Annotated in this window: 17 protein-coding genes; 9 read left to right on the forward strand and 8 right to left on the reverse strand. The window is 67.5% G+C overall.

The window, feature by feature from the left end; translation table 11 throughout:
- Nucleotides 1-2: 2 nt before the first annotated feature.
- The gene (locus tag V3596_RS18560; protein ID WP_334279294.1) at nt 3-899 is read right to left on the reverse strand and encodes a hypothetical protein; all 897 of its coding nucleotides are present in this window, start codon (nt 897-899) and stop codon (nt 3-5) included.
- A 334-nt stretch (nt 900-1233) separates the two neighbouring features.
- On the opposite strand from V3596_RS18560, the gene V3596_RS18565 reads away from it, so the two are divergent.
- The 4 genes from V3596_RS18565 (at nt 1234) to V3596_RS18580 (ending at nt 5542) form a co-directional block, all read left to right on the forward strand.
- Nucleotides 1234-1893: a winged helix-turn-helix domain-containing protein gene (locus V3596_RS18565; RefSeq protein ID WP_334279295.1), complete on the forward strand. Its 660-nt coding sequence runs from the start codon at nt 1234-1236 to the stop codon at nt 1891-1893.
- Between the two features lie 144 nt (nt 1894-2037).
- The gene (locus V3596_RS18570) at nt 2038-2586 is read left to right on the forward strand and encodes a cytochrome b (RefSeq protein ID WP_334279296.1); all 549 of its coding nucleotides are present in this window, start codon (nt 2038-2040) and stop codon (nt 2584-2586) included.
- Nucleotides 2579-5113, forward strand: coding sequence for a cation-translocating P-type ATPase (locus V3596_RS18575; protein WP_334279297.1), 2535 nt, complete (start codon nt 2579-2581; stop codon nt 5111-5113). Before V3596_RS18570 ends, V3596_RS18575 begins: the two co-directional genes overlap by 8 nt.
- Before the next feature lie 129 nt (nt 5114-5242).
- Nucleotides 5243-5542, forward strand: a complete 300-nt coding sequence (locus tag V3596_RS18580; RefSeq protein WP_334279298.1) for a BON domain-containing protein — start codon at nt 5243-5245, stop codon at nt 5540-5542.
- Between the two features lie 16 nt (nt 5543-5558).
- Here the strand turns inward: V3596_RS18580 and V3596_RS18585 are convergent, their stop codons facing one another.
- Entirely contained in the window at nt 5559-5912 is a 354-nt protein-coding gene (locus V3596_RS18585; protein ID WP_334279299.1) for a hypothetical protein, read from the reverse strand.
- Nucleotides 5913-6106: 194 nt separating this feature from the next.
- On the opposite strand from V3596_RS18585, the gene icmF reads away from it, so the two are divergent.
- The 3 genes from icmF (at nt 6107) to V3596_RS18600 (ending at nt 11020) form a co-directional block, all read left to right on the forward strand.
- A complete protein-coding gene (gene icmF, locus V3596_RS18590) occupies nt 6107-9397 on the forward strand; it encodes a fused isobutyryl-CoA mutase/GTPase IcmF (RefSeq protein ID WP_334279300.1) in 3291 nt (1096 codons plus the stop codon).
- Between the two features lie 177 nt (nt 9398-9574).
- Nucleotides 9575-10342, forward strand: a complete 768-nt coding sequence (locus V3596_RS18595; RefSeq protein ID WP_416383993.1) for an SDR family oxidoreductase — start codon at nt 9575-9577, stop codon at nt 10340-10342.
- Between the two features lie 72 nt (nt 10343-10414).
- A complete protein-coding gene (locus V3596_RS18600; RefSeq protein ID WP_334279301.1) occupies nt 10415-11020 on the forward strand; it encodes a YdeI/OmpD-associated family protein in 606 nt (201 codons plus the stop codon).
- Nucleotides 11021-11038: 18 nt separating this feature from the next.
- Here the strand turns inward: V3596_RS18600 and V3596_RS18605 are convergent, their stop codons facing one another.
- The 3 genes from V3596_RS18605 to V3596_RS18615 form a co-directional block, all read right to left on the reverse strand.
- A complete protein-coding gene (locus tag V3596_RS18605) occupies nt 11039-12730 on the reverse strand; it encodes a PAS domain-containing hybrid sensor histidine kinase/response regulator (RefSeq protein ID WP_334279302.1) in 1692 nt (563 codons plus the stop codon).
- Between the two features lie 114 nt (nt 12731-12844).
- The gene (locus V3596_RS18610; RefSeq protein WP_334279346.1) at nt 12845-14413 is read right to left on the reverse strand and encodes a hypothetical protein; all 1569 of its coding nucleotides are present in this window, start codon (nt 14411-14413) and stop codon (nt 12845-12847) included.
- Nucleotides 14414-14535: 122 nt separating this feature from the next.
- Nucleotides 14536-15717, reverse strand: a complete 1182-nt coding sequence (locus tag V3596_RS18615; protein WP_334279303.1) for a GGDEF domain-containing protein — start codon at nt 15715-15717, stop codon at nt 14536-14538.
- Between the two features lie 101 nt (nt 15718-15818).
- Here V3596_RS18615 and V3596_RS18620 point away from each other — a divergent pair, with 101 nt between their 5' ends.
- Nucleotides 15819-16703: a diacylglycerol/lipid kinase family protein gene (locus tag V3596_RS18620; protein WP_334279304.1), complete on the forward strand. Its 885-nt coding sequence runs from the start codon at nt 15819-15821 to the stop codon at nt 16701-16703.
- Nucleotides 16704-16738: 35 nt separating this feature from the next.
- Nucleotides 16739-17212 carry a CreA family protein gene (locus tag V3596_RS18625; protein ID WP_334279305.1) on the forward strand — a complete coding sequence of 158 codons (474 nt, stop codon included), beginning with the start codon at nt 16739-16741 and terminating at the stop codon, nt 17210-17212.
- Between the two features lie 2 nt (nt 17213-17214).
- Here the strand turns inward: V3596_RS18625 and V3596_RS18630 are convergent, their stop codons facing one another.
- Genes V3596_RS18630 through V3596_RS18640 form a run of 3 tightly spaced genes read right to left on the reverse strand, consistent with a single transcriptional unit; the run spans nt 17215 to nt 22458 of the window.
- The gene (locus tag V3596_RS18630; RefSeq protein WP_334279306.1) at nt 17215-18249 is read right to left on the reverse strand and encodes a lactonase family protein; all 1035 of its coding nucleotides are present in this window, start codon (nt 18247-18249) and stop codon (nt 17215-17217) included.
- The gene (locus tag V3596_RS18635) at nt 18246-21335 is read right to left on the reverse strand and encodes a PAS domain S-box protein (RefSeq protein WP_334279307.1); all 3090 of its coding nucleotides are present in this window, start codon (nt 21333-21335) and stop codon (nt 18246-18248) included. The genes V3596_RS18630 and V3596_RS18635 overlap by 4 nt, the downstream gene beginning before the upstream one ends.
- A gap of 4 nt (nt 21336-21339) precedes the next feature.
- Nucleotides 21340-22458 carry an HD domain-containing phosphohydrolase gene (locus V3596_RS18640; RefSeq protein WP_334279308.1) on the reverse strand — a complete coding sequence of 373 codons (1119 nt, stop codon included), beginning with the start codon at nt 22456-22458 and terminating at the stop codon, nt 21340-21342.
- Nucleotides 22459-22517 lie beyond the last annotated feature (59 nt).

A 22517-nucleotide genomic window follows, 5' to 3' on the forward strand; every position in this document is an offset into this window, starting at 1 on the left:
TTCTAGTAGGCGTGCACGGCGACGACATGCGCGACCGCGCAAAGCACCATCAGGTAGACGAAGGGCACGTGCAGCACATGCCAGAGCGAGAACAGGCGCGTGGCGCTGTCGTACTGGGCCACACGCATGGCGGCAGCCAGGTAGTCCTGCACCTGCTCGCGCAGCGCGAGGTATTCGGTCCGACGACGGTTCGGGCCCCAGTCCAGCTCGTACCCGCGCTGGCGCAGCGCAGCGCGCAGGCCATCGAGGCAGGCCCGACGCACGAAAAGGCGCCGCCAGGGCAGGATCACGAAGGCACGCAGGTGCTTGCTCCAGCGGCCTGGCAGGCGCAGGGCCTCAGCCTCGAAGGCCAGCAAGTGCTGCTCGACGGCCGGCGCTGCGGCCAGGGCCTTATGCAGACCTTCATGCTGGAGACCGAGCTGGCGCTGCAACTGCGCCAGGCCCTCGAGCTCGCCGCTAAAGCCGCGGTGGGTGCGCAGGTAGAGGAAGCGCCCGACCACGCCGCTGCCCGCGACGATCAGCATGCTGTAGAGCGCCACGCCAGCGTTCAGCGAGCCAATCTGGAAGGTGGAATGGATCAGGATCAGCACCGGTCCGCCCACGCCCAGCACCATGTGGACCGCGAACCACCACTTGGCCGCGCCCCAGCGCTGCATGAAGCGGATGCGCTTGCGCAAGGGGTAGGCGAACAGCAGCAGCATCAACGTGCCTCCGGCCACGCCCAGCCAGTAGCCGGTGTCGGAAGCGGCGCGCAGGTCCAGCGCCTTCACGATCCACCAGGCCATGAGCACCAGGGCGGCGATAGCCAGGTAGACCCAGCGGCCAGAACGGACGGCGGGTCTGGCGCTTCGCGCTGGCTTGGCAACCTGGCCACCGGAATGGGGAAGACTGCTGGGCATGGACATATCAGCCAGTTTGTCCAGACGCATCGCGGTCGACATTAAGCGCGTATCTAGATGCAACCGGCTGCCCTGCGACGGATCGACGTCGGGCGAGGTGCCCGCACTTGAACAGGACGGTGGTGGCAGGGCTCATGGGGGGCGAGGGCTTTCGTTTACATCCAGAAATACAGGCGTGTCGCCGGGATCCGACGCCGCGCAAACGCGCGGCTGGCTGCACGGACCAGGCCCCATGCTTGTGCGCCAAGCTGAAGTGCGGCTGAAGTTGCGCTGCCGGCGCCGCAGCCCTTGCTGGCTTCATGCCCACTTAAGCATGGCCGCCCAGAGTGGCGCCGTGACCTCTTCAGCAGTTGCTCCACGGGCCTTGATTGCCATCGCTGACCGCGCCTTGGCCGAGGCGCTCGTGCATGGCCTGCAGACCGAGGGCTGGCAAGCCGAGCTGGCCTGCGCATGGCCGGCCCTCGAAGTCGCCGAGGCCGACCGGCTGTGCTTGCTCGACGCCCGATGGACCCTTGCCCAGGATTCGCTGCCGCCGGCCAGGCGCCGGCTGCACCTTTGCATACCCAACGAGCTGCAGCGACTGCTCGCCCATGGCGTGCCACCGAGCGATGCCTATGCCTTGCGCCCCAGCACAGCCACCCTGTTGATGCGGCAGCTGGAAGCCCTCCACCGCGGCGCCCTAGGCAATCTGGCCGGCTGCCGCTGGTTCGGCCCGCTGCTGCTCGACATTGCCGATGGCGGCAGCTACTGGCACGGCGTGCCCGTGGCCTTGACCGGCCGCGAGTTCGAGCTGCTGCAGATGCTGGTCGAGGCCCAGGGCGAGGTGGTGGAGCGCGAGCTGATCGAACAGCGCATCTACCGCTGGGGCCAGGAGCTGGGCAGCAATGCGATCGACGTGCATGTGCACGCGCTGCGGCGCAAGTTCGGCCCCGACCTGATCGAGACCGTGCGCGGCTGCGGCTTCCGGCTCTGCGATGCCGGACCGCCCACATGAGGACCTGACCTTGAGTTGAATCAAATGGCATCAAGGCCGACAGCGCCAGATTGGCCTGCGGCGCGGATCCCTTGTTCGATAGGGAACAGACGCCGGAAGCTGCTTCCGCTGAGACTGAACACGCAGAACACTGAGGAACCACCCATGAACTGGCGCAACAGCAACACTCGCTATGGCACTCTGTCCATCGGCCTTCATTGGCTGATGCTGCTGCTCATTGCCGCTGTCTATGCCTGCATGGAGCTGCACGAGAACTTCCCCAAGGGCAGCGAGCTGCGCGAAGGCCTGAAGACCTGGCACTTCATGCTGGGCCTGTCCGTGCTCGCGCTGCTGCTGCTCAGGGCCGCCCTGAACCTCATTGGCCGCCTGCCCCGCATAGAGCCCGAGCCGCCCGCCTGGCAAGCCCGCATGGCGAAGGGGATGCACCTCGCTCTGTACGCCTGGATGTTGGTGATGCCTCTGCTGGGCTGGCTGCTGCTCAGCGCCGAGGGCAAGCCGATTGCCTTTTTCGGCATCGATCTGCCGGCCCTGGTCGGGCAGAGCGAGCGCGTCGCCGAATGGGCCGAGGAGATGCATGAGGCTGGGGCCAGCTTCGGCTATTTCCTGGTTGGCCTGCACGCCGCGGCTGCCCTGTTCCATCACTATGTCGTGCGCGACGACACCCTGCGGCGGATGCTGCCTCAGCGTGACTGATGCCCTTGCCTCACCAGCAGGCCTGACACAGGCCCAGGCCCGGCAGCGCCTGGCCATTGACGGTGCCAACGAGCTGCCCGTCTCCAAGCCACGCAGCCTGCTGCGCCTGGCGCGCGAGATCGCCTCCGAGCCCATGTTCCTGCTGCTGATGGCGTGCGGGCTCATCTACCTGGGGCTGGGCAGTCGGCGCGAAGCACTGATGCTGCTTGGTTTCGTCTTCCTGGTCATGGCCACCAGCTTCGTCCAGCAAAGGCGCAGCGAGCGCTCGCTGGAGGCCTTGCGTGAGCTGTCCGATCCTCAGGCCCTGGTTGAACGCGATGGCCAGGTCCAGCGCATCGCAGCCCGGGAGCTGGTTGTAGGCGACCTGGTCCTGCTGGCCGAGGGCGACCGCGTCCCCGCCGACCTCCAGCTCGGCGAGGTCGCCAACCTGTCGGTGGATGAATCGCTGCTGACTGGTGAATCCGCGCCCGTACCCAAGCAAAGCGCTCCCCTGGCGGGCGGCGGCACCAGCTCGCAGGCCTTTGCCGGCTGTCTGGTCACGCAGGGCACGGCGCGCGGCAGCGTCATCGCCACCGGAGCGCGCAGCGCCTTGGGCCGCATCGGCCAGTCGCTCGCCGGCATCGTCGCGCCACCTACGCCGATCCAGCAGGAGACCCGCCAGGTGGTCAAGCGCGTGGCCCTGTTCGGCCTGGCGCTGGCAGCACTTCTGGCGCTGGCCTACGGCCTGGCGCGCGGCGAATGGCTGCAGGGCCTGCTAGCCGGGCTGACGCTGGCCATGGCCATCCTGCCGGAAGAGCTGCCCGTGGTGCTGAGCCTGTTCCTGAGCCTCGGGGCCTGGCGGCTGGCGCGCGAGAAGGTGCTGGCCCGACAGATCCCGGCGGTCGAATTGCTCGGCGCCACCACCCTGCTCTGCGTCGACAAGACCGGCACGCTGACCGCCAACCGCATGGCGCTGCGCCGCCTCTGGTCAGCCGATCACGGTCACGACACAGCCCAGGCCCGTCCGAGCCCGCTGCCCGAGGCCCTGCATGGCCTGCTGGAGTACGCGGTGCTGGCCTGCCACCGCCGCGCCTTCGATCCGATGGAGACCGCGATCACCGAAGCCGGGCAGCGCTTGCTGGCCGGCACCGAGCATCTGCATGCCGACTGGACATTGATCGACGACTACCCGCTCTCGCCGGACCTGCTGGCCATGTCGCGCGTCTGGCGCTCTCCGGACCTGGCCGCGCAGCTGATCGCCGCCAAGGGCGCTCCCGAGGCCATCATCGATCTCTGCCACCTCGGCGCGGACCAGGGCGCCAGCATCAGCAATCAGGTGCAGGCAATGGCGGCCGACGGCCTGCGGGTCCTGGGCGTGGCCTGGGCCAGGTTTCCTGCCGGCGACCTGCCTGACCAGCAGCACGATTTCAATTTCGAGTTCCTCGGACTGCTGGGCCTGGAAGACCCGGTGCGGCCCGATGTGCCGCAGGCGATTGCCGAATGCCGGGCCGCGGGCATCCGCGTGGTGATGATGACTGGCGACCATCCGGCCACGGCCGTCTCGGTGGCACGACAGGCCGGGCTGGATGCCGAGACGCCCGCCCTCACCGGCGTCGAGCTGGCAACGCTTGACGACGCCGAGCTGGCCCGACGGCTGGGCAGCACCCACATCTTCTGCCGCGTGCAGCCCGAGCAGAAGCTGCGCCTGGTGCGGGCCTTCCAGGCGCGCGGCGAGGTGGTGGCCATGACGGGCGACGGCGTCAACGACGCGCCGGCGCTCAAGGCCGCAGACATCGGCGTGGCCATGGGAGCGCGCGGCACCGAAGTCGCACGCCAGGCCGCGGCGCTGGTGCTGCTGAATGACGACTTCGCTTCCCTCGTCACCGCGGTGCGCTACGGCCGCCGGGTCTTTGCCAATCTGCGCAAGGCCATCGTGTTCGTGGTGGCCGTTCACGTGCCCATCGTCGGCCTTTCCCTCATGCCTGTGCTGCTGGGCTGGCCTCTGTTGCTGATGCCGATCCACATCCTTTGCCTGCAACTGATCATCGACCCGGCCTGCTCGGTCGTCTTCGAGGCAGAAAGCCTGGAACCTGAGACCATGAAGGCCCCGCCGCGCCGGCCGGACCAGCGGCTGTTCGATCAGGCAGTGGTGGCTCGCGGGCTCCTGCAAGGCGCCGGCCTGCTCGTGATGCTGCTGGGCCTGCATGCCGCCGCCCGGGCCTGGCTGCCCGAGGGGCCCGAGCGCGAAGGCATGGCGCGCGCACTGAGCTTTGTTGCGCTTGTGCTGTCCAACCTGGCGCTGATCCGCACGAACCGGACCTGGGGATTCGCTGCAGGGCCGGCGCGACTCAAGCCCTCGCCGCAGGCGGCCTGGGTGGCCGCAGGCACGCTGGCGATGCTGGTCGCCGTTCTGTTGATTCCGATGGTCCGGCGCCTGTTCGGCTTTGAACTGCCCCCGCCGGCCACCTGGCTCGCGCCAGCGGGCCTGGCCATGCTGGCCATGCTCTGGTTCAAGGCGGTCAAGCGTCTACCGGCGCGCGGGCGCTAGAGCGGAGTGCCTGAACCCCGCAGCGCGGCGTTCGGCAGCGCACCGACGGCGCCCAGCGGGCCGGCCATGCTGGCGCCAGGGCCCTTCCCCGAGGGCGCCCGCACCGAGGCCCCCATGAATACAAACAACATGCCCGTCCGACTTACGGCTGCGCTGATCGCCGCCCTGCTGCTGTGCTCATGCAGCCAGGCGCCGACGCCGCCTGCCGCAGCCAACGTCTCCGACAGCGATGTGACCGAGCATGTCAAGACGGCACTGCAGCAGCGGGACTCGTTGAAGCGCTTCGACATCACGGTGGTGACGCTCAAGGGCGACGTGCGCCTGGCCGGCGTGCTCGACAGCCAGGCCCAGATCGACGAAGCCCTGGCGATTGCGCGAGCCGCCGACGGGGCACACACGATCCACGACGAGCTGACGCTGCGGAAATAGGACGGGCCCTTGAGCCTCAGTTGCCGCCCATGGGATTGGCCTTGGCTTCGGCCTTCACGCACTGCATGAACTCGCGGCCCACCGGCTTGGCCTTGCAGTTTTTCACCGCCGCCACCTCGGCCTCGCACTGCTGCGCTTCAGCGCCGCTGAAGGACTTGCAGTTCAAGGGATTGGCCAGAAGGTAGTCGCGATCGCAGGCGAAGTGCTCGTCGCCGGTCAGCTTGCCGCACTGGTTGGCCACCTTGGCATGACGCTCACAGCGGGCCAGCTCGATGCCCGTGCGGCCCTTGCAGTCGACCTCATGGGCCTGCGCGGGCACGGCGGTGGCGAACAGGGCGGCGATGGCGAGCAGGCGGAGAAAGGGGCGCATTGGATTCGGTCCTGGTGGGTTGCAGATGAAGAGCGACGATTCTGGCCCAGAGCTACGCGCCGGCAAGCAAGGCCTCGCCTGTCTTGGGCATTCGAGTTGACGTTTACGTAAACGTCAATCGACCCTAGAATCCCGCCCAACTTGCTGATAGAACCGGCACAGCGCTCGCCTGCGCCGATAACGGAGACTGCCCCATGACCGACCTGTCCGCCGAATACAAGGCGCTCGCCGACTACCGTCCCACGAACAAGGTCCGTTTCGTGACCGCAGCCAGCCTGTTCGATGGCCATGACGCGGCGATCAACATCATGCGGCGCATCCTGCAGAGCATGGGCGCGGAGGTCATCCACCTGGGTCACAACCGCTCGGTCGACGAGGTGGTCACGGCCGCCTTGCAGGAAGACGCGCAGGGCATTGCCATCAGCTCCTATCAGGGCGGCCACGTCGAGTACTTCAAGTACATGGTCGAGCTGTTGAAAGCACGCGGCGGCGACAAGATTCAGGTTTTCGGCGGCGGCGGCGGCGTGATCGTGCCGGCCGAGATCCGCGACCTGGCCGCACACGGCGTGCGCATCTTCAGCCCCGAGGACGGCCAACGCATGGGCCTGGCGGGCATGATCGGCGAGATGGTGATGAAGTCCGACCAGGACTTCACGGCCGACGCCCCGAACACGGTGGCCGCGATTCAAGGCCACAGCGAAGCGGCCTGGCGCGCGCTGGCCCAGCTGATCACGGCCTTGGAGAACGACAAGGCCGATGCCGGTCTGGTCGCGCAGCTGCAAGCCGCGGCGAAAGACATCACGACCCCGGTGCTCGGCATCACCGGCACCGGTGGCGCCGGCAAGTCCAGCCTGACCGACGAGCTGATCCGCCGCCTGCGCCTGGACCAGGACGACGCGCTGCGCGTGGCCGTGATCTCCATCGACCCCTCGCGGCGCAAGAGCGGCGGCGCGCTCCTCGGCGACCGCATCCGCATGAACGCGATCTCGCCTTGGGGCAAAGGTTCGCGCGTCTACATGCGCTCGCTCGCCACGCGGGACTTCGGCTCCGAGATCTCGGCCGCCCTGCCCGACGTGATCGCCGCGGCCAAGGTCGCCGGCTTTGATCTGGTGATCGTCGAGACCTCGGGCATCGGCCAGGGTGACGCGGCCATCGTGCCGCATGTCGACGTGCCCATGTACGTGATGACGCCCGAATTCGGCGCCGCCAGCCAGCTCGAGAAGATCGACATGCTGGACTTCGCCGAGTTCGTTGCGATCAACAAGTTCGACCGCAAGGGTTCGCTCGACGCGCTGCGCGACGTGGCCAAGCAGGTCCAGCGCAACAAGGAAGCCTGGACCCAGAAGCCCGAGCAGATGCCGGTCTTCGGCACCATGGCCAGCCGCTTCAACGACGACGGCGTCACCGCGCTCTATCAAGCGTTGAAGCCGCGCCTGGCCGAACTGGGCCTGACGCTGAAGGAAGGCCGCCTGCCCATCGCCGCGACCCGCCACAGCACGCACCAGACGCCCATCGTGCCGGCCGCACGCACGCGCTACCTGGCCGAGATCGCCGACACCGTGCGCGGCTACAAGAAGCGCGCCCGCGCCCAGGCCGCCCTCGCTCGCGAGATTCAGCAGCTCAACGCCAGCGCCCGCATGCTGCTGGAGGCCAACCCCGACAAGCAGAACGCCCGCAACGCCATCCTCGAGCTCGCCGACAGCCGCACCCAGCGCCTGGACGCTGACGCGCATCAACTGCTCAAGCAATGGCCCGACATGCAAAAGGCCTATGCCGGCGACGAGTACGTGGTGAAGATCCGCGACAAGGAGATCCGCACCTCGCTCGTCTCCACCAGCCTCTCCGGCACCAAGATCAAGAAGGTCGTGCTGCCTGCCTATGAATGCCATGGCGAGCTGCTCAAGTGGCTGATGCTGGAAAACGTGCCCGGCAGCTTCCCCTATGCCGCCGGCGTGTTCGCCTTCAAGCGCGAAGGCGAAGACCCGACGCGCATGTTCGCGGGCGAAGGCGATGCGTTCCGCACCAATCGCCGCTTCAAGCTGGTCTCCGAAGGAATGCCGGCCAAGCGCCTGTCTACGGCCTTCGACTCGGTCACCCTGTACGGCGCCGACCCGGCACCGCGCCCGGACATCTACGGCAAGGTCGGCAACTCCGGTGTGAGCATCGCTACGCTGGACGACATGAAGGTGCTGTACGACGGCTTCGACCTCTGCAGCCCGACGACCTCGGTCTCGATGACGATCAACGGCCCCGCGCCTTCGATCCTCGCGATGTTCATGAACACGGCCGTCGACCAGAACCTCGAGAAATTCCGCGCCGACAACGGCCGCGAACCGACGGCCGACGAGGCCGCCAAGATCAAGGACTGGGTACTGGCCAATGTGCGCGGCACGGTGCAGGCCGACATCCTGAAGGAAGACCAGGGCCAAAACACCTGCATTTTCTCGACCGAGTTCAGCCTCAAGGTGATGGGCGACATCGCCGAGTACTTCGTGCATCACAACGTGCGCAACTTCTACTCGGTGTCGATCAGCGGCTATCACATCGCAGAGGCCGGCGCGAACCCGATCTCGCAGCTGGCGCTGACGCTGTCGAACGGCTTCACCTTCGTGGAGGCCTATCTCGCGCGCGGCATGCACATCGACGACTTCGCGCCCAACCTGTCGTTCTTCTTCTCGAACGGCATGGACCCGGAGTACACGGTGCTGGGCCGCGTGGCGCGCCGGATCTGGGCCGTGGCGATGCGCGACAAGTACGGCGCCAACGAACGCTCGCAAAAGCTCAAGTACCACGTGCAAACGTCGGGCCGCTCACTGCATGCACAAGAGATTGCCTTCAACGACATCCGCACCACGCTGCAGGCGCTGATCGCGATCTACGACAACTGCAATTCGCTGCACACCAACGCCTACGACGAGGCGATCACCACGCCCACCGAAGAGTCGGTGCGTCGCGCGATGGCGATCCAGCTGATCATCAACCGCGAGTGGGGCCTCGCGAAGAACGAGAACCCTTCTCAGGGCGCCTTCATCATCGAAGAGCTGACCGAGCTGGTCGAAGAAATGGTGCTGGCCGAATTCGAGAAGATTGCCGAGCGCGGCGGCGTGCTGGGTGCGATGGAAACCGGCTACCAGCGCAGCAAGATCCAGGAAGAGAGCATGCACTACGAGATGCTCAAGCACACCGGCGAGTATCCGATCATCGGCGTCAACACCTTCCGCAATCCGCATGGCGATGCCACGCCCGAGACCATCGAACTGGCCCGCTCGACCGACGAGGAAAAGCAGAGCCAGCTGCAGCGGCTGGCCGAGTTCCATGAGCGCCACCGCGACCAGGCACCGGCCATGCTCAAGCGATTGCAGCAGGCCGTCATCGACAACAGGAACGTGTTCGATGTGCTGATGGACGCGGTGCGCGTCTGCTCGCTGGGCCAGATCACGAGCGCGCTGTTCGAGGTGGGTGGGCAGTACCGGCGCAGTATGTAAGGCGGCTGAGGGAGGCCAAGGCCCGATGGCCCGGCATTCGGCCGACATCTCGGTCGGCTAAGCGCTGCCGCAGGCCGGCGCGGCTGCCGAGCAGTCACGCGGGCGACGAACCGTCCCCCGGGCGACTGCGCCCGCAAGAACTGCGCACTAGGCTCCAGTCCACTGGAGGTGCTGCCCATGAGCGATCTGTTTTCCCTGCAGGGCCGGGTGGCCCTGGTCACCGGTGGTTCGCGTGGCATCGGCAAGATGATCGCCGCCGGCTTTTTGCGCCAGGGTGCCAAGGTCTACATCTCGGCGCGCAAGGCCGCGGCCTGCGGCGAGGCGGCGGCCGAGCTGTCGGCGCTGGGCGAGTGCATCGCGCTGCCCGCCGATGTGTCGAGCGTGGCCGGCGCGCACGCCCTCGCGGCCGAACTGGCCCGTCGCGAGGACCGCCTGGACATCCTGGTCAACAACGCCGGTGCCGCCTGGGGCGCGCCCTTCGACGAATTCCCCGAAAGTGGCTGGGACAAGGTGCTCGACCTCAACCTGAAGGCACCCTTCTTCCTGACCCAGGCCCTGCACGGCCTGCTGGCCCGAGCCGCCGAGAGCCGGCCGGCCAAGGTGATCCATATCGCCTCCATCGACGGCCTCTCGGTCAATCCACTGGAAACCTATTCCTATGCCGCCAGCAAGGCCGGCCTGATCCATCTGACCAAGCGCATGGCACTGCGCCTGATCGAGAACAACATAGTCGTCAGCGCGATCGCACCGGGCGCCTTTGCTTCGGAGATGAACCGCGCCGCGCGTGACCACGAGGCCGAGGTGGCGGCGCGCATTCCGGCCGGCCGTATCGGCAGCGAAGAAGACATGGCCGGTGCTGCCATCTACCTGGCGTCCCGCGCGGGCGACTATGTGGTTGGCGCGACGCTGGTGGTGGACGGCGCGGTCAGCCTGGCGCGCAACTAGCGGTTTCGCGCTGTTGCCGCGGCGCTTCGCGAAGCTATGCTGCCGCCATTGCTGTTTCAGGAAGGCCCTGCCATGCCGCAGACCGATCCGCGCGTAGACGCCTATATCGAAGCTGCCCCCGAGTTTGCCCAGGCGCTGCTGCAACACTGGCGCGCCCAGGTCCATGCGGCCTGCCCGACGGCCGAGGAGACGATGAAGTGGAGTCGCCCGCACTGGGTCTATGGCGGCAAGATTCTCAGCGGCATGTCGGCCTTCAAGGCCCATTGCGCCTTCGGTTTCTGGTACGACGAGGCCGTGGACCCGGCGCACAAGAAGGAGGGCGCGATGGGCGAGCTGGGCCGCATCACCAGCCTCAAGGAACTGCCGCCGCCACGCGAGCTGCGCGCCATGATCAAGAAGGCAGCAGCCCTGATCGACAAAGGTGCCAAGCCCACCCGCATGGCCCGGCCCGCCGAGCGCAAGCCGGCACTGGAGGCGCCGCCCGACCTGGCAGCGGCACTCAAGGCGAACAAGGACGCCCAGGCGCATTTCGCTGCCTTCCCGCCCAGCGCCCAGCGCGACTACATCGAATGGATCACCGAGGCCAAGCGCGAGGAGACCCGGCTCAAGCGCCTGGTGCAGGCGGTCGAGTGGATCGCCGAGGGCAAGCGGCGCAACTGGAAGTACGAGAACTGCTGAACGGCCGGCAGGATGGCGTCAGCCCAGGCGCTTCAGGAGCGCCCGGTAGAGCAGCTCCGGCGCCACCGGCTTCGGCAGGAAGTCGTCCATGCCAGCCTCCAGGCAGGCCTCGCGATCGGATGAGAAGACATTGCCGGTCAGCGCGATGATGGGGGTCAGTGCATGCGCCGTCTGGCGCCGGATCGCCCGCGCCGCCTCCAGGCCGTTCATCTCGGGCATCTCCATGTCCAGCAGGATCAGGTCGTAATGCTGCAGGCTGGCGCGGCGCAGCGCCTGTGCGCCGTCGCCCACCATGTCCACTTCCAGGCCCGCAGCCTGCAGGAGCGACCAGGCCACCATCTGGTTGACCGGGTCATCCTCGGCCAGCAGCACGCGGCGCCCGGCATGGCGTTCGCGCAGCAGACGCTCGGCCTCGCTGGCCTCCAGGGCGCCGACAGGCGCCTCCTGCGCCACGAAGACATGTGGGGCAGGCGCCAGGGCCGGCTGCAGCAGCACGGTGAACCAGAAGGTGCTGCCCGCACCGAGAGTGCTGTGCGCGCCCGCTTCGCCGCCCATCTTGCGAGCCAGGTGGCGGGTGATCGCCAGGCCCAGTCCCGTGCCGCCATAGCGGCGGCTGTTGGACATGTCGGACTGCTCGAAAGGCGTGAACAGGCGCCCCATGGCCTCGGCGCTGATGCCGATGCCGCTGTCGCGCACCTCGAAGCGCAGGCGCAGCCCCTGCTCGTCGCCTGAAACCAGCTGTGCCGACAGGCTCACCGCCCCCTGCTCGGTGAACTTGACCGCGTTGGACAGCAGGTTCAGGAGCATCTGCATCAGACGTGTCGGGTCACCGTGCAGGCGCGGCGGCAGATTGCCCAAGTCCACCTGCAGGGCCAGCCCCTTGGCCGCCGCCGCGTCGCTCAGCTGTGCCAGGCTGCGCGAGATCAGGGCGCCGCTGTCGAAATCGACCTCCTGCAAGACCAGGCGGCCGGATTCGATCCGGGACATGTCCAGCACGTCGTTGATGATTTGCAGGAGGTGCTGTGCCGAGTCGTCGATGTCGTGCAGGCGGCGTGCCGAGAGCTCATCCTTTGCATCGCGGCGCAGCAGATGCGTGAGGCCGAGGATGGCGTTCATCGGCGTGCGGATCTCATGGCTCATGTGCGCCAGGAAGGCGCTCTTGGCGCGGCTGGCGGCCTCGGCCCGGTCGCGCGAATGCTCCAGCTCCGCGTTGAGCGCGCGCTGCGCCTGCTCGGCCCGCTTGCGCAGGCTGATGTCCAGCGCCAGCACGACAAAACCGCACACCCGGCCATCCTGCACATCGGGCAGGTACTGAATCCATTGCCAATCGGGCGCACGGCCGCGCACCTCGCGTTCGAAGGACTGGGTTTCGCCGCGCAGCGCTGCACGCACATGGGGTTCGATCAGGGCCCAGTCTTCAGGCGCAAACAGCTCGTCCATGCGCCGACCCAGGATCTGGTCGGGCGGCAAGCCGAACCATTCGTGATAGCCGGCATTGGAGAAGCGGCAGCGCAAATGCCGGTCCCAGTAGCCGATGCGGCCGGGGATGTGGTCGGCGATCAGCCGCGCAACCAACTCGCTTTGTGCCTGCGCCCGCTTCGCCTGTGCCAGGCCATGCTGGAAGTTGCGCCGGCGCCGGCTGACGACGGCGCTGCCACGCGCCGCACTTCTTCGCGCACACGCCTTCGGACCCGGCTGCTCTGCTTGCATGGCACTGCTCCCTTGAAGCCCACCGACCTTGACCTCATCGGGCCCTGTGATCGGCTTGGCTCTTGGATCCTGCCCCCGATTCGGAGCGGCCGCAAGCCCGCTACTTGAGGAAGCTCAAGACCGCCACACGCCGACGAAGGCACGCAGCTTGTTCCATGCGGAAAGTCTCTCGTCGGAAAGTATGTCCAGGAAATCGGAAAGCCGCTTGGACTTGGCCATGGTGTAGACGGTCAAGGCAAGCGTTACAAGCAATGTCAGCACAAAGATCCAGACCCGCCTCGACATCGGCGCCTCGGCCTCTGCCAGCAGGTTCATGCCCAGGAAGCCGGTGGTGATGGTGCCGATCAGGCCGAAGATGGTGACCACGGTCAGGCGCACCACGGTGTTGGCCTGTCGGCGCAGGTTGTCGGTTTCCAGATAGGCCGCCATGTCGCTGATGCGCTCCTTGACCTCGGCATACAGGGCCTCGGTGCCCAGATGCCGCTGGCACAGCGCAAAGAGCGCCCGCGACTGCGCCTGTTCGGCCACCGCATGGAACCAGTAACGGTGGGTGAAGCGCAGAAAGCCCTCGAAGGCGCTGCGGATCGCACGCTTGAAGCGGCGAACGCTGTTGGCGTCCTGCACATTGAGCCGGCGCAGCGCCTCCACCAGGCGGTCAGAGAACATCAGCACCGTGGCCTTCTGGAAATGCGCGATCAGGAAGAGCAGGAAATGCTGGTGCCGGAACTGCGCCAGCACGCCGCGGTGGCGGCAGCAGAAGAATTCGGCGTCGGCCCGCCCCACCACCACCAGCGCATGGCCCGAGCACATATAGCGGGTGTCGGGCGCGGCACCGCCCTCCTGCCAGAAGCGGTCGTAGCAATGACGCTGCTCGAAATCGGCCAGGTGCGCGTCGCCAAAGGGCAGTTGATCTGCAGCGCCAGCGCCGGTGACCAGCCCCAGGCGAACGAAATCGGCACGCGAGAGCGCGCGCGGATCATCGAGCGCCAGCCAGGCCATCATCGGCATCCGGTAGTACTCGATCTGGCGGTAGCGCAGCTCGCCGGGCGAGCCCGAGGCATCGGCCACCAACGGCCGCAGCAGAAAGTCCCAATGCGCGGCGATGCGAGGCGCCCGGTGCGCGTGCACATGCTCGATGAAGCGCTCGCGCTCGCCGCTGTCCGAGGCAGCCAGGACCCGCCCCTCGGCATCCAACCATTCGGCGCTGGCCAGCGTGTGCAGGGGCTGGCCACCGGCATCCCAGCCGGAGGGGTAGGCCCGGCCCAGTCGGTAGAGCAGTTCCTGGGCTTCCGCCAGCGCCAGCGCGCCGCCGGCCAGCTCCACATTGAGCAGCACCACATCGACATCGAAGAAAAAATACAGGTCGATGTGAACGACCTGCAAGCTGATCGGCGCATGGCCCGGCTTGGTGCAGGCCCGCAAGCTCGCGACATCATGACGGCGGAACACCTTCATGCCGGCCTCGGCCGGCGCATCGCCGCGCGCATTGGCAGCGGCCTGGCCTTCGCCATAGAGGAAGCGTTGGACAAAGGGCAGGAAGGTGACGAACTCCTGGTAGTGCCGCTCATGGAAGCGGTCCGGCTCGCCGGTGTACTCGTCCACCACCTCGGCCCAGGGGCCGGGCGCCGCCGCGAGCAACTCCCAGGGCCGGCGCGGCGCGGCATCGGCGCCGGGCAGCGGCATCAGGCGCAATGGCCAGAGCAGGATCTGGTGCAGACGCCGCACCTGCGGTGCCGACAAGGGCTTGCTGCTGCTTGCGTCGCTCACTGCGCCTCCGCGATCTGCCTCGCTCGGCGCAGTCTAGTTCAGTCGGCGGCGGCCGGCATGGGCATGATCAGATGCCGTTCAACGCGGTTGCGGCCGGCGTGCTTGGCCTGGTAGAGCGCCTTGTCGGCCAGCGCGTAGACACGGTCGGCGCTGAGGCCGCTGTCGGATGCCACCACCACCAGGCCTGCCGAGACCGTCATGCCGAACTCGCGGCCATCGTGACAGCGCACCTTCAGCGCCGCCACGGCCTGGCGGATCTGTTCCAGCAGGCGCATGGCGCCCGGCTCGTCGGTGGCCGGCAGGATCAGGCCGAACTCCTCCCCGCCCATGCGTCCCAGAACGTCGGAGGCGCGCAGGCGGCCGCGCACATCGGCGGCAAAGGCGCGCAGGGCGGCATCGCCCGACTGGTGGCCATAGCGGTCGTTGATCTGCTTGAAGTGATCGAGGTCGAGCATTGCAAACGACACCGGCGAGCCCTCGCGGCGGCCGCGTTCCAGCAGGTGGGCCAGCAGGTCATCGGTGCTGCTGCGGTTGACGCAGGCGGTCAGGCCGTCGTGGCTGGCCAGTCGCTTCATCTCTGTGGCGGCACGCTCGAAGCTGGCCAGCACGAAGCCGAAGCCCGCACCCATCAGGCTCAGGAAGGCACACAGAAAGGTCAGGCCCTGGCCCAGGCTGCTGCGCAGCAGGTCGGTGTACTGATCGGGGTGCGTGAAGGCATGCCAGCCGCGCAGGATCAGGGCCAAGGCCGCCACGGCCAGCGTCAGGCCCACGGCCCGCAGCGAGGCTTCGCCACCCCAGCCGTGGCGCAAGACCAGATACACACCCGGCAGCAGCAAACCTGCGTAGACCAGCGACAGCCAGGCGGTACGCACCGACAGCGGAATCTCAAGCATCAGGCCGGTAAACGACACCGCCGCCAGCCAGACCAGCCAGTAAGGGCCCGAGGGCCAGGGCCGCCGCACGAAACGCTGCAGCGCAATCACGTAAAGCAGGATGCCGCCGAAGATGAAGGCATTGCCCAGCAGCACCGACACCCAGGTCGGAATCAGCACCCGCGCACCGAAGAAACCGAAGCCCAGCACGAAACCCCAGCTGCCCCAGGTCCACAGCCCCAGCTCGGGCTGGCGCAAGGCGCCACGACGGGCCACCAGCAGCTGCAGACCCAGCATCAGATAGCCGCTCAGGAGCGCCAGCAACAGGGTCGGGATGTCGATGGTCATTGGTCGCACAGTTTAGGTCCTCGCCCGGGACAACCCGTCTAGGCAAGCGGCAAGGCGACGCTACGCTGGCCGCTCTTTTCAGCTACAGCCTCCCGCGCGCCGTGCAAGCCCCTGCCCTTTGCCTCCTGAACCCCCATGCCGCGGGAGGTCGCTGTGCGGCGCTGGCAGCGCCCTTGCGCGAGGCCCTGGAGCGGGTGCCGCTGTACCTGCCGGACGATGTCAATGCCGCGCGCGAGCGCCTCTTGAGCCTGCCGCCCCGCAGCCGCGTGCTCGTGGCCGGTGGCGATGGCACCGTGCACCAGCTGCTACCCGCCCTGGTCGAGCGCGAACTGGAGCTGGCGCTGCTGCCCGGCGGCACCGGCAACGACCTGGCCCGCGCCCTCGGCCTGCACGGGCTGGACCTGCGCGCTGCGCTGGAGAAGGCCCGCCACGGCCTGGCTGGCGCCATGGACCTCGGTCAGGTGCAGGCCGATGGCCGCAGCCACTTCTTCATGTCCAGCCTGGCACTGGGCTTCGATGCCGCCGTCGGCCGGCGTGCGCTGGCCGCGCCGCGCTGGCTGCGCGGCCAGCCGCGCTATGTCTGGGCCACGCTGGCCGAGATCAGCCGCCTGCGCCGCTATCCCTTGACGCTGCATGCCGAAGGCCAGCTGCTGCACGAAGGCGAGGTGCTGTTCGCCTCCAGCCTCAACACCGAGAGCTATGCCAGCGGCATGCCGGTGGCACCGGGCGCCCGCATCGACGACGGCCGGCTTGAGCTGGTTTGCGTCGGAAGATACGGCCGCCTGGGCGCACTGGCCGCCATGCCCGCCCTGCTGATGGGCCAGCATCTGCGCCTGCCCGGCATCTTCATGCGCAGGATGCAGACGCTGCAAATCGACAGCCCGATCGAGCTGCCGCTGGCGCTCGATGGCGAGCCGATTCCGGCGGCTCGTTCGCTCACGGTGACTGTTCGCCCCTTGGCACTGCGGGTGGTGCGCGGCGGCTGATACGCTTGTCGGCATCTTTGCTCAGGATGCCTGCCATGCGCCGCCCTCTCCTTGCCCTGTCGCTGCTTCTCATGCCCGTGCTGGCCCTTGCCGAAGGCGAGCGCATCGGCGCGGTCGATACCGTCTTCAAACTGATCGGCCCCGATCACAAGATCGTCGTCGAGGCCTATGACGACCCGGCGGTCGACGGCGTGACCTGCTTTGTCTCGCGCGCCAAGACCGGCGGGGTGAAGGGCGCGTTGGGCCTGGCCGAAGACAAGGCCGAGGCCTCCATCGCCTGCCGCCAGGTCGGCCCGATCACGATTGCCAAACCCCTGCCCAAGCAGGCCGAGGTGTTCAACGAGCGCATCTCGCTGGTGTTCAAGAAGCTGCGCATCGTCCGCATGGTCGACAGCAAGCGCAACACGCTGATCTACCTGACCTACTCCGATCGTCTGATCGAAGGCTCGCCGCAGAACAGCGTGACGGCGGTGCCGGTGGACCGGGCCACGCCGATACCTTTGAAGTGATGTCAGCCAAACACCAGGCAAGCGGGTGAAGGTGTAGCGATGTATTGCCCGGTGAAGCGCAGGCTACCGCCTGCCTCACGCTCAAACACGGTGAGCTGTTCGCTGCGCTGATTGCAGACATAGAAGAAGCGGCCGGCCGGGTCGAACGTGGCGCTACGCGGATGGGAGCCGCGCGTCCATTCGTGGCACAGGAGGCTCGGAACGCCGTCGCTGCCCAGGGCAAAGACGGCTATCGAATCGTGCAGCCGGTTCAAGGCATACAGATGAAGGCCGTCGGTGGACAAGCGCAGGTCGGAGGCATAGCTGCGGCCGGCATAAGCCGCGGGCAGGCTGCTGATCTCGCCACGCAGCTGCAGGCTGCCGCTCAAAGGGTCGAAGTCCAGCCAGCTCAGCGTCGAACGCTGCTCGCTCAGCAGAATGATCCGGCACCCCAGCTGGACGAAATGGCGCGGGCCGCTGCCTTTGGGCAATGCCACCGATTGAACGGCACGCCCTTCGATGAGCGGCACGGCCAGCAGCCGGTCCAGGCCCAGGTCGGAGGCCAGCAGCCATTGGCCGTCGGCAGAGAGCTGCAGCATGTGCGGATGCGAAGCGGGCGCCTTGGCAAGACCAGGTAGACCCGCCAACTGGCGCGCCGTGCGGGCCGGCAAGGCGGCATCGAGCTCGCCATCGTCCTGCAAGGGCAAGCAGCCCAGGCTGCCATCGCCGTAGTGCGCCACCCAGAGCCGGCGCCGCATCGCGTCAAGGCACAGATGAACCGGCCCGGCACCACCGCTGGCGACCTGCTGCAGCAGGCGCGGCAGGCCTTGCCCGTCGAGCGCATGCACGCTGATGCTGCCGCGCTGCTGCTCATGAGCCGCGTAGAGCCGGCGCGCGGTCGGGTCGACCAGCAGCCAGCTGGCGTTGCCCGTGCATTCGCTGCTGGCAAGGTGCCGCAGCGAGCCGGTGTCCGGATCCTGCGCCAGGCTCAGAAGCGAATGACCGGCTTCGGCATAGCAACCGAGATAGGCAAGGACAGCGCTTGTGGAACTCGTCATCGGACACGAGTATCGCCGTGCTGACTTATCAGCTGCTGCAACAGGCCTTGCGCCAGCTCGAAATCAAAGCCGCGTATCGCCTCGCCCAGTTGATGGGCTTGCATGCCGAAGATGGCTCGCAACTCGTCAGCCATCTCGCGATGCAATGACAGTGAATCGAAGTCCCCAACGGCCAGCAGTTCCGCCAATTGCTTCAGGCGGCCTGAAGCAGGCAGGCCTGGTCGGCCCCTGGTTGTGGCTGCATGCGGCCCACGCAAGGCCAGCAGCAGCCGTTGAAGACTCTGCCCGACGGCCTGATGCAGCGCGGCCAGGTTCGGCAGGCCCTGGGCAGCGGCACGCTCCAGCTCACCGGCCAGTGCGCACAAGGAAGCCGCACCAATCGCCCCGGCCGAGCCCTTGAGCGTGTGAGCCCAGCGCCGCAAGGCCTCGCGGGCCGGCGCTTCATCCAGCGCAAGCGGTGGGGTCAGGTCTTGATACTCCTGCGAGAAGCGCTGAAGGACCTGCCAGTAGACGCTGCTTCGGCCGCCCACGAAGTGCAGGCCTTGCCCCGAATCAAGCCCCTGCACTTGCGACAGCCAGCTGGGCAGGGCCGGCTGCTCCAAAGCGCCCGGCGCCCGAACCGGCGGCTCCGGCCGTGCGGGGCGCTCAGGCAGCCATCGCAGCAAGGTGGCATAGAGCTGATCGGGGTTCACAGGCTTGCTGACATGGTCGCTCATGCCGGCCGCCAGGCATCGCTTCCGGTCTTCGCCGAAGGCATTAGCCGTCATCGCAATCACCGGCATCAAGGCGCCGCGCTGGCGCAAGAGCCTTGTGGCCTGAAGGCCGTCCATCACAGGCATCTGCATGTCCATCAGCACCAGGTCGAAGGGCGATCGCGCTAGTTGCTCCAGCGCCTCCTGGCCGTTGCCCGCCAGGCTGATCTGCAGGCCCACGCTGCGCAGCAGCTCCTGGGCCACGTCCTGATTGACCGGGTTGTCGTCCACGAGCAGCACGCGCGCGCCCGCATGACGGCCGCGCAGCTCCTGGCGCAAGCGCGTGGGGGCCAGCACTTCCGGTTCGGCCGCATCCAGCGTGAGCGGTTCCTCCACTGCGGGCATGCGCACGGTCAGCCAGAACAGGCTGCCGCGGCCCCGCTCGCTCTGCACACCCACGTCGCCGCCCATCAGCTCGGCCAGGTGGCGGGTGATCGACAGCCCGAGGCCGGTGCCGCCGTAGCGCCGTGTGGTCGAGCTGTCACCCTGTTCGAAGTCACGGAAGAGGCGCGGCAGCAGGTCGGCGGCGATGCCGATGCCGGTGTCGCGCACCTCGAAGCGCAGCAGCGGGCCCTGCCCGCACGATTCAAGCAGGCGAGCGCTCATCTGCACCGAGCCCTGCGCAGTGAACTTGACCGCGTTGGAGAGCAGGTTCAGGAGGGCTTGCGACAAGCGCGTCGGATCACCGCGCACTTGCGCAGGCAGGTCGACAGGATCGACCTGCAAGCTCAATCCCTTCTCGCGCGCCCGCTCGAGCATCAGCGCACAACAGCGAGACATCAGCGCCGCTGGAGAGAAGACCTGCTCATCCAGCACCAGCTTGCCCGACTCGATCTTGGACAGGTCGAGGATGTCGGTGATCACCTGCAGCAGGTGCTGGGCGGCGTCGCTGAGCTTGCCCAGGCGCTCCAGCGCGGTTGGGTCGAGGCTGTCGCGCTTGAGCAGGTGGGCCAGGCCGATGATGGCGTTCATCGGCGTGCGGATCTCATGGCTCATGTTCGCCAGAAAGGCGCTCTTGGCCAGGTTGGCCGCCTTTGCCGCCTCGGTGGCGGCCGCCAGTTCGCGCGTGCGCGCGGCCACCAGCTCCTCCAGATGATCACGATGGCCGTCCAGCTCGCGTCTCTGGCGTTCGAGCTCGGTCACGTCGGCAAAGGAGACGACGATGCTGTCGATGTGTTGGCCGTCGGGCGACATCACGGGTGCCGCATTCACCTTCATCAGGCGCTCGCGCCCGCTGGCATCGCGCGCGCCCATCAGCAGCTCATGCAAGCCGGTACCGGTCGCCTTCACCCGGGCCAAAGGCAGCTCGGCCTCGGGGATCAGATGCCCCTCCACGCTGCGCAAGGCCAGCTCGCGCCAATTCCAGTGGTTGCTGCGCATTTGGGCTTCGCTCCAGCCCAGCAGGCGCTCGCAAGCCGGGTTGCAGGCCAATACGCGGGAGTGTTGGTCGAAGATGATCACGCCTTCGCTGAGCGCGGCCACCATTGAGCGGTAGAGGCGTTCGCGCTCGGCCAGTGCCTCTTCGATCAGCTTGCGCGCGCTGACGTTGGTATGCACCACCACCGCGCCGCCACTGCTGGCGCGCAAGGGCGTGACGCTCATCTCGAACCAGCGCTGCTCCTGGGGCGCATGGCAGCTGTACTCGACCATGTAGCGGTCCAGCTGGCCCGCCAGCACGGCGCGCAAGCCGCGCGCGACTTCCGCCGCCGGTGGCGCATCGGCGCCGACGGCCGCTTCGCAGACCTCCAGGTAGTTGGCTCCTACGCCCAGGCCCAGCCGCTGGCTTGGCGCCGTGTTGTCTTCGGCGAAGCGGCGCCAGGACTCGTTGACGGCGACGATCTCGCCCTGACTGTCGAGCACGGCCATGTGGTCCAGCACCGAGTCTTCAACCGCCTGAACCAGCTCAGCCGACTCCCGCAGCGCCCGCTCGGCGCTGCGCCGCTCGCTGACGTCCGTGATGATGCCGAGCACCGCAGGCCGGCCCTTGTAGATCACGCGGCTGGCGCGCAGCGCCACCCAGATCGGCAACCCACTGCTGTGCAGCCAGCTCAACTCATACTGGCGTTGCGGCTCCGGTCCGCCGCCGATGCGCTGCAGGAAGCGCTCGGTCCAGAGCGCCAGGAACTCGGGAGCGATGACCTTCTCGAAGGCCAATCCGACAAAGTCTGCATGCGCATAGCCCAGCATCGCCGGCAGGGCCGGGTTGGCGAAGACGAAGTGGAGGTCCTGCGCCACGAACACACCATCGGCCAGCGCCTCCAGCAGCACGCGGCTGCGCTCGTCGCTGTCGTCCAGATCTCTGGGCTGGCCGACAGCGACGCGAGGGCTATCCATCGCCTCAGACCGCGCCGATGTCGGTGTCGACGTCCGAGTACCGGGAGGCAATGGCCCGGAACGCCTCGAACTCGGCCAGAAAGGCATCGACCACCTCAGGGTCGAAATGCCGGCCACGCTGCGCCACGATCAGCTCGCACGCCGCTTCGGCGGTCCATGCTGCCTTGTAGACACGCCTGCTGCTGAGCGCATCGAACACATCGGCCAGCGCCATCAGGCGCGCCGCCAGTGGTATTGCCTCACCGGCGAGGCCTTGCGGATAGCCGCTGCCGTCCCACCTCTCGTGGTGACTGCGCGCGATCTGCTTGGCATAGCGCAAATAGGCCAGATCACCGCCGCTGCCGGCATCGCGCTCGGCCTGCTCGATGGCCTCGGCGCCCAACTCGGCATGGGTCTTCATGATGTTCCATTCCTCGGCGTCGAGCTTGCCTGGCTTCAGGAGGATGCGATCCGGGATGCCGACCTTGCCGATGTCGTGCAGCGGCGCCGATCTCGCCATCAGGTCGATGGCTGGGCCATCCAGCTCCTCGGCATAGCGAGGCAATTCGCGCAAGCGCATCGCCAGTGTGCGCACGTATTCGCGGGTGCGCAGCAGGTGGTTGCCGGTTTCGTTGTCCCGCGTCTCGGCCAGCCGCGCCAGCGCCTGGATGCTCACATCACGCAGCCGCTCGTTCTCCTGCAGGCGGCGGACCACCTCGGCTTCGAGATCGCTGTTCTGCTGGCGCAGGACCGCCCGCGCCCTTTGCAACTCCACATGGGCTGCCACCCGGGCCAGCAGCACGCGCGGCCGCAAGGGCTTGGTGATGTAGTCGACCGCACCACGTTCCAGCCCGCGCTCTTCATCTTCGGTTGCGCCCAGTGCGGTGACGAAGATCACCGGCAGTTCGGCGCTGCGCGGCTCCTTGCGAATGATCTCGAGCAGCGCATAGCCATCCAGGCCCGGCATCATCACGTCCAGCAGCGCCAGGTCGGGCAACGGGTCGAGCGCCAGCAATTGCAGCGCACGCTCGCCCGAGTTTGCGGCCCGCACCCGGTAATGCGGCTGAAGAAGGTCGCCAAGCACCTGCAGGTTTTCGGCGTTGTCGTCCACGATCAGGATCAGCGGACGCTGAGTCATTGACATCTTGCACGGCTCCCTGGGCCACCGCCGCGCGACATCGGCGCGGCGTATGACTCAGGGGC

Origin of the sequence: Roseateles microcysteis (assembly GCF_036880965.1) — a bacterium.
Classification (GTDB): Bacteria; Pseudomonadota; Gammaproteobacteria; order Burkholderiales; family Burkholderiaceae_C; genus JAUASW01.